The sequence below is a fragment of the Actinomadura sp. NPDC000929 genome, assembly GCF_040492065.1.
Lineage (GTDB): Bacteria > Actinomycetota > Actinomycetes > Streptosporangiales > Streptosporangiaceae > Spirillospora > Spirillospora verrucosospora.
Genome location: NZ_JBEUPA010000123.1, coordinates 21,495 through 27,494, shown reverse-complemented (window position 1 = coordinate 27,494; position 6,000 = coordinate 21,495). Strand labels below are relative to the sequence as shown.

General features: G+C 75.1%; 6 protein-coding genes. 2 read left to right on the top strand and 4 right to left on the bottom strand.

Annotated elements, in window-relative coordinates:
* Positions 1 to 2,048: beta-glucosidase family protein (locus ABWI04_RS31950; RefSeq protein WP_353834752.1), on the top strand; the 2,048-nt coding region annotated here is incomplete at its 5' end.
* Positions 2,049 to 2,139: 91 nt separating this feature from the next.
* On the top strand, positions 2,140 to 3,228 hold the full coding sequence (locus ABWI04_RS31945; protein ID WP_353834751.1) for a serine/threonine-protein kinase: 1,089 nt from the start codon (positions 2,140 to 2,142) through the stop codon (positions 3,226 to 3,228).
* Between the two features lie 13 nt (positions 3,229 to 3,241).
* Here ABWI04_RS31945 and ABWI04_RS31940 read toward each other — a convergent pair whose 3' ends face one another.
* The 4 genes from ABWI04_RS31940 to ABWI04_RS31925 all read right to left on the bottom strand — a co-directional run bounded on the left by ABWI04_RS31940 (position 3,242) and on the right by ABWI04_RS31925 (position 5,911).
* Positions 3,242 to 3,400, bottom strand: coding sequence for a hypothetical protein (locus ABWI04_RS31940; RefSeq protein ID WP_345185945.1), 159 nt, complete (start codon positions 3,398 to 3,400; stop codon positions 3,242 to 3,244).
* A 47-nt stretch (positions 3,401 to 3,447) separates the two neighbouring features.
* Positions 3,448 to 4,134, bottom strand: a complete 687-nt coding sequence (gene thiE / locus ABWI04_RS31935; protein WP_345185941.1) for a thiamine phosphate synthase — start codon at positions 4,132 to 4,134, stop codon at positions 3,448 to 3,450.
* A gap of 108 nt (positions 4,135 to 4,242) precedes the next feature.
* Positions 4,243 to 4,617, bottom strand: coding sequence for an Rv2175c family DNA-binding protein (locus tag ABWI04_RS31930; RefSeq protein WP_185023485.1), 375 nt, complete (start codon positions 4,615 to 4,617; stop codon positions 4,243 to 4,245).
* Between the two features lie 58 nt (positions 4,618 to 4,675).
* Positions 4,676 to 5,911: an NAD(P)/FAD-dependent oxidoreductase gene (locus ABWI04_RS31925; RefSeq protein WP_353834750.1), complete on the bottom strand. Its 1,236-nt coding sequence runs from the start codon at positions 5,909 to 5,911 to the stop codon at positions 4,676 to 4,678.
* Between the last annotated feature and the right edge of the window lie 89 nt (positions 5,912 to 6,000).

Below are 6,000 nucleotides of genomic sequence, written 5' to 3'. Positions count from 1 at the left end.
CGGGGCGCTGCGGCGACCCGGCCCTGCGCCCCTGGTGCGACGCCGCGCTCGCGCCCGACCGGCGCGCGGCGCTGCTGCTGCCGCGCATGACGGTCGACGAGAAGATCTCGATGCTGGCGTCGGACGATCCGTTCGGCGGGCCGCTCGGCGGCTTCTCCGAGAACGCGCACGCCGACACCGCCGACGGGATCGAGCGGCTCGGCATCCCCCCTTTCCGCATGGCCGACGGCCCGGCCGGCGTCCGGCAGGGCAGGGCGACGGCGCTGCCCGCGCCGATCGCGCTCGCGGCCGCCTTCGACCCGCGGGCGGCCCGGCTGTACGGCGGGACGGTCGCGTGGGAGGCCAGGCACCGCGGGAACGACCTGGTCTTCGGCCCGACCGTGGACGTCCTGCGCACGCCCCGCAACGGCCGGACGTTCGAGGGCTTCGGCGAGGACCCCTACCTGTCGGCGACCCTCGGCGTGCCGTGGATCCAGGGCGCCCAGGCGCAGGGCGTGATGACCTCGGTCAAGCACATGGCCGTCTACACGCAGGAGACCGACCGGCTGTCGCTCGGCATGAACGTCGACCCGCGCACGCTCCGCGAGATCTACCTGCCGCCGTTCGAGGCTGCGGTGAAGGACGCGGGCGCCGCGACGGTGATGTGCGGGTTCGGCAGGCTGAACGGCCGGTGGGCCTGCCAGGACGGCGCCGTCCTCAACGGGATCCTGCGGTCGGAGTGGGGGTTCACGGGGTTCGTCCCGTCCGACCACACCGCCGCGCAGGACGCCGCCGGCGCCGCCGAAGGCGGGCTGGACATGGAGCTGCCCTTCGGCATGAAGTACAACGCCTTCCTGCTGAAGGCCGCCCTCGCCCAGAAGAAGGTCTCGCCGGCCGCCGTCGACGCGCACGTGCGCAACATCCTGCGGACGATGTTCAGGTTCGGGGTGTTCGACCGGCAGGCGTACCCCAACGACCTCAGCCGTGCCGACCGGACGGCGAGCCGCGACGCCGCCCGGGTCATCGAGGAGGGCGGGATCACGCTGCTGAAGAACGACGGCGTCCTCCCGCTCCGGGCCCCGAGGTCGATCGCGCTGATCGGGCGGGCCGCCCGGCAGAGCCCGAGCGGCTTCGGCTCGGCGAAGGTCGTCCCGTTCGCGACCGTGAGCGCGCAGGACGGCCTCTCCCGCCGCGCGGGCTCCGGAACCCAGGTGACGTACCACGACGGCGACGACCACGCGGGCGCCGCCGCCACGGCCCGCGCCGCCGACCTCGCCATCGTGTTCGCGACCGACAGCCAGGGCGAGTTCTTCGACAAGTCGTGCCTGACGCTGCGCTGCGGCGAGCCGCTCAGAGGCGATCAGGACGGGCTGATCTCCGAGGTCGCCAAGGCCAACCCCAACACGGTCGTCGTGCTGAACACGGGCGGACCCGTGCTGACGCCCTGGGCCGGGCAGGTGAGGGGCATCCTCGAAGCCTGGTACCCCGGCCAGGAGGGAGGGGACGCCCTGGCGCACGTCCTGTACGGGGACGTGGATCCCGGCGGACGGCTTCCGGTGACGTTCCCCGTCGACGAGAACGACGCGCCCGCGTCCGGGAACCCGGTGCAGTACCCCGGCCTCAACGGGAGCACCACGTTCTCCGAAGGGGTCATGGTCGGCTACCGGCATTACGACGCGAAGGGCATCGCGCCCCGTTTCCCGTTCGGGCACGGCCTGTCCTACACCACGTTCGCCTACAGCGGACTGGTCGCGACCAGCAAGTCCGTGCGGGTGACGGTCACCAACACCGGGCGCCGCGCCGGCGTGGCCGTGCCGCAGCTGTACATCGGCATGCCGTCGCCGGGCGCGGAGGTCCCGCAACCGCCCAGGCAGCTCAAGGGATACGCCAAGGTCGCCCTCGCTCCCGGGCGGAGCGCGAAGGTGACGTTCCCGCTGTCGTCGCGCTCCTTCGCCTACTGGAACCAGAAGGCGAAGGCGTGGAAGGTCGCCGACGGCTGCTACAAGATCATGGTGGGCGAGTCGTCCCGGCGGATCGCCGGCTCCACCGCGCTCGGGACGTGCCGCTGACGGCGAAGATCGCAGTTCCCCTGCCCCTCGTCCCGATTACACGGTACAAAGGGGGAGATCTTCGTCCGCCCCCGCCGAGTCGGAGTCCTCAGTGCCGCACGACACCTCCCGCGGGAGGACGGATCCCCATCCCCCGCGTTCCTCCTCGAACCGCCCCGCCCGCGCCGCCCGCGCCGGGCAGCCCCACGGCGCCCACGCCGGCCGCCCGGCCAAGCCGCACCCCGGGCCGGGCCGCGTCCCGGCCCGGCCCGCGCACGGCCGCGACCACCGGTCCGGCGCCCCGCTCGGCCCCGACGACCCGCGCGGCCTCGGCGGCTACACGCTGGTCGGGCGGCTCGGCGAGGGCGGCCAGGGCGTCGTCTACCTCGGCCGCGACGGCGACGGCGAGCTCGTCACCGTCAAGCTGCTGCGCGGCGGCGTGGCGGCCGGGCAGCGGGCGCGCAGCCGCTTCGCCAAGGAGGCGGACGCGGCCCTGCGGGTGTCCGGGCGGCACACCGCGCGCGTCCTGGACGCCGACATGACCGGCGACCGCCCCTACATCGTCAGCGAGTTCGTCGAGGGGCCCTCGCTCCAGCACGTCGTCGCCGACCGCGGCCCGCTCTCCGCGCCGCGGCTCCGCAAGCTCGCGCTGCGCACCGCCGCCGCGCTGGCGGCGATCCACCGCGCCGGGATCGTGCACCGCGACTTCAAGCCCGGCAACGTGCTGCTCGGCCCGGACGGCGCCAAGGTCATCGACTTCGGCATCGCCCGCACCGCCGACGCGACCCCGCTGACCACCGGCCCGGTCGGGACGCCCGCCTACATGGCGCCCGAGCAGATCGAGGACGAGCCGGTCGGGCCGCCCGCCGACGTGTTCGCGTGGGGCGCCTCGATGGTGTTCGCCGCGACGGGGCGCCCGCCGTTCGGCACTGGGCCGAGCGCGGCCGTCATGCGGCGCGTGACGTCGCGCAAGCCCGACCTCGGCGACATGGAGGGCCCGCTGCGCGACCTCGCGGCCCGCTGCCTGGACAAGAACCCCGCCGCGCGCCCGACCGCGTCGCAGATCGTCCGGGCGCTGCGCGAGGGCCAGGCCCCGGCGCCGAAGCCGCGCCCGACGCGGATCCCGCGCTACCGGTGGCGGATGATGGTCGCACTCGGCGGCGTCGTGGCCGCCGGGTTCCTCCTCGGCGTCCTCACCTGACCCGCACCGCCGCTCACCAGTGCGGCGGGCGGTCCTCCAGCAGGCGCGCGTCGTCGTCGCCGGCGCGCCACTCGCCCCACCCGGTGTCGGTGTCGTCGGACGTCTGGTCCGGCAGGACGTCGAGGTCGTCGTCGAGGTCGACCACGCGGTCGTCGTCGGGTCCCACGTTCATGGTCTCCATTGTCGGCGACGGGACGGCGGACCGCACCGTGATCCGCGTCAAACCGCGCCGAGCGGCCGGGCCGCCAGGCGCCGCGCGAACCGCGCGGCGGCGGCGCCCGGGTCGTCGGCCTCGGTGATCGCCCGGACCACCACGACGCGTTCCGCGCCCGCCGCGAGGACCTCGTCCAGGTTGCCGAGGTCGATGCCGCCGATCGCGAACCACGGCCGCGCGACGCGCTGCGCCGCGACGTACTCCAGCAGCTTCGGGCCGGGGGCGGCCCGGCCGGGCTTGGTCGGCGTGGGCCACACCGGGCCCGCGCAGAAGTAGTCGGCGCCGGGCTCGGCGGCCGCCGCCGACGCCTGCTCGCCCGAGTGCGTCGACCGGCCGATCAGCATGTCGCCGCCCACGATCGCGCGGGCGGCGGGCACCGGCAGGTCGTCCTGGCCGAGGTGCAGCACGTCGGCGCCGACCGCGTGCGCGATGTCGGCCCGGTCGTTGACGGCCAGCAGCGCCCCGTGCCGCTCGCACGCCGCCCGGAACACCTCCAGGTAGGCGGTCTCCTGGCGGGCCTCCAGGCCCTTCTGGCGGAGCTGGACGATGTCGACTCCGCCCGCGAGCACGGCGTCGAGGAAGGCCGGCAGGTCTCCCTGGCGCTCCCGCGCGTCCGTGCAGAGGTAGAGGCGGGCGCGGCTCAGCCGGGCGCGCAGCGCGACGGCGCGCTCGGTGGGGAGGTGCCTGGACACGGCCGGGGAACGTCCTTTCCACAGATGATCACGAAATCGCGCGCGCGGTCACCCGCCGCGCGCGACCCCGCGATCGTGTCACGTGCGTCTCACGCCGCCGGCGGCGGCCTAGAAGGCGAGCGCCTGGGCGCGGCGGCGGACCTCGGTCCCCCGGTTCTCGGTGAGCGCGTCCACGGGCGTTCCCGGCAGCGTGTCGTCGGCCGTGAACAGCCACCGGATGGTCTCGGCGTCGTCGAAGCCGGCGTCCGACAGGAGCGTCAGCGTGCCGGGCAGTCCCTTGATGACCTGGCCGTCCTTGATGAAGGCCGCGGGCACCATCGGCTCCCCGCCCCGGCGCACCGCGAGGATGCGGTGCTCGTGGATGAGCTGCTTGATCCGGTTGGGCTTGATCCCGAGCCTGTCGGCGGTCTCCCGGAGGGTGAGCCACTCGCCGGCCAGGGCGTCGGTGCGGGGGTCCAGTGCGCTGTCAACGGTTGCGTGCATCTGCGTCACGCCCCCTTGCTACCACGCCTTCGGAAGACTCAAACCCGCTGCGCAGCCGTTACGTCCCCTCTGATCGCTCTGCGCGAACAGCCTGCCGCACGGGGACGTCCGGGTCGGCGATCGCCTCCGGATCCACCGGCGTCCCCGCGGCGATCACGCGCCTCGCCTGTACCAGGTCGCGGGGCCGGCCGACGGTGAGGATCGCGTCGAGGCGGTCTCCGGTCAGCCACGCCACCGCCCACCTGGGATCGGACGGGTCGCCCCTGCGCACGAGCCGCTCGGACGCGGAGTGGTCGCCCGCGTACTGGACCATGCGCCCGAACTGCTCCGACCAGAAGTACGGGGCGGCGTCGTACACGGCGTCCTGCCCGAGGAGGGCCGCGGCGGCGACCTCGGGGGCGTTCAGCGCGGCGTCCCAGTGCTCGACGAGCAGCCTGCGCCCGTAGCGGTGCGACCACCAGGCGGCGCAGTCGCCGACCGCCACGACGTCGGGCCGCAGCGCGCCCGGGGTCTCCTCTCCCATGTAGGTCCGGAAGGAGCCGTCGGTGACGACCCCGCGCTCCAGCAGCAGCCCGGAGCCCTCCAGCCACGACAGGACGGGCCGGACCCCGACGCCGACGACCACCTCGTCGGCGTCGACGCGGCCGCCCCCGGCGAGGACGAGGCCGCCGTCGCGCACCTCCGCGACCTTCACCCCGGTCCGCAGCTCGACGCCGGCCTCGGCGTACCAGGGGGCGGTGAGCGCGCCGACCTCGGGCCCGATCGCGCCCGCCAGCGGGGTGTCGGCCGCCTCCACGACGGTGACCGCGCAGCCCCGGCGGGCCGCGGCGGTCGCGACCTCGGCGCCGATCCAGCCCGCGCCGACGATCACGATCCGGGCGCCCGCGGTGAGCCGGGCGCGCAGGTCGCGGGCCTCGTCGATGGTGCGCAGCACGTGCTGCCGCCCCTCCCCGGGCAGCGTGATCGGAGCGGCGCCGGTCGCGATCACCAGCCCGTCGAAGGGCAGGTCGCCCGCCGTGGACGCCACCGTTCCGCCGCGTCCGGGCCCGTCCAGCCGCAGGCCGGTGGCGCGCTCGCCGAGCAGCAGCTCGCAGCGCAGCGCGTCCCAGTCGGCGTCGACGGTCGTGTCGTCGGACTCGCCCGCGAGGACGGCCTTCGACAGCGGCGGCCGGTCGTAGGGCCGGTGCCGCTCCGCCGACACGAGGGTCAGCGCGCCCTCGTACCCCTTGCTCCGCAGGGCCTCCACGGCGCGCACGCCGGCCAGCCCGCCACCCACGACGATGACCCTCTCCATGAAGGTCACCCTAACGGGCGGCGATCCGCGGATGGACAGGTGTCCAGGCAGTTGCCCGGTTCGCCGAGGTCGTAAGGTGGGGGCAGCGG

What these genes read in the sequence shown, in the direction of transcription:
- ABWI04_RS31940 (WP_345185945.1), bottom strand. Translation starts at nt 3,400, where the DNA reads ATGAACGTGGGACCCGACGACGACCGCGTGGTCGACCTCGACGACGAC.
- ABWI04_RS31930 (WP_185023485.1), bottom strand. Translation starts at nt 4,617, where the DNA reads ATGCACGCAACCGTTGACAGCGCACTGGACCCCCGCACCGACGCCCTG.
- ABWI04_RS31925 (WP_353834750.1), bottom strand. Translation starts at nt 5,911, where the DNA reads ATGGAGAGGGTCATCGTCGTGGGTGGCGGGCTGGCCGGCGTGCGCGCC.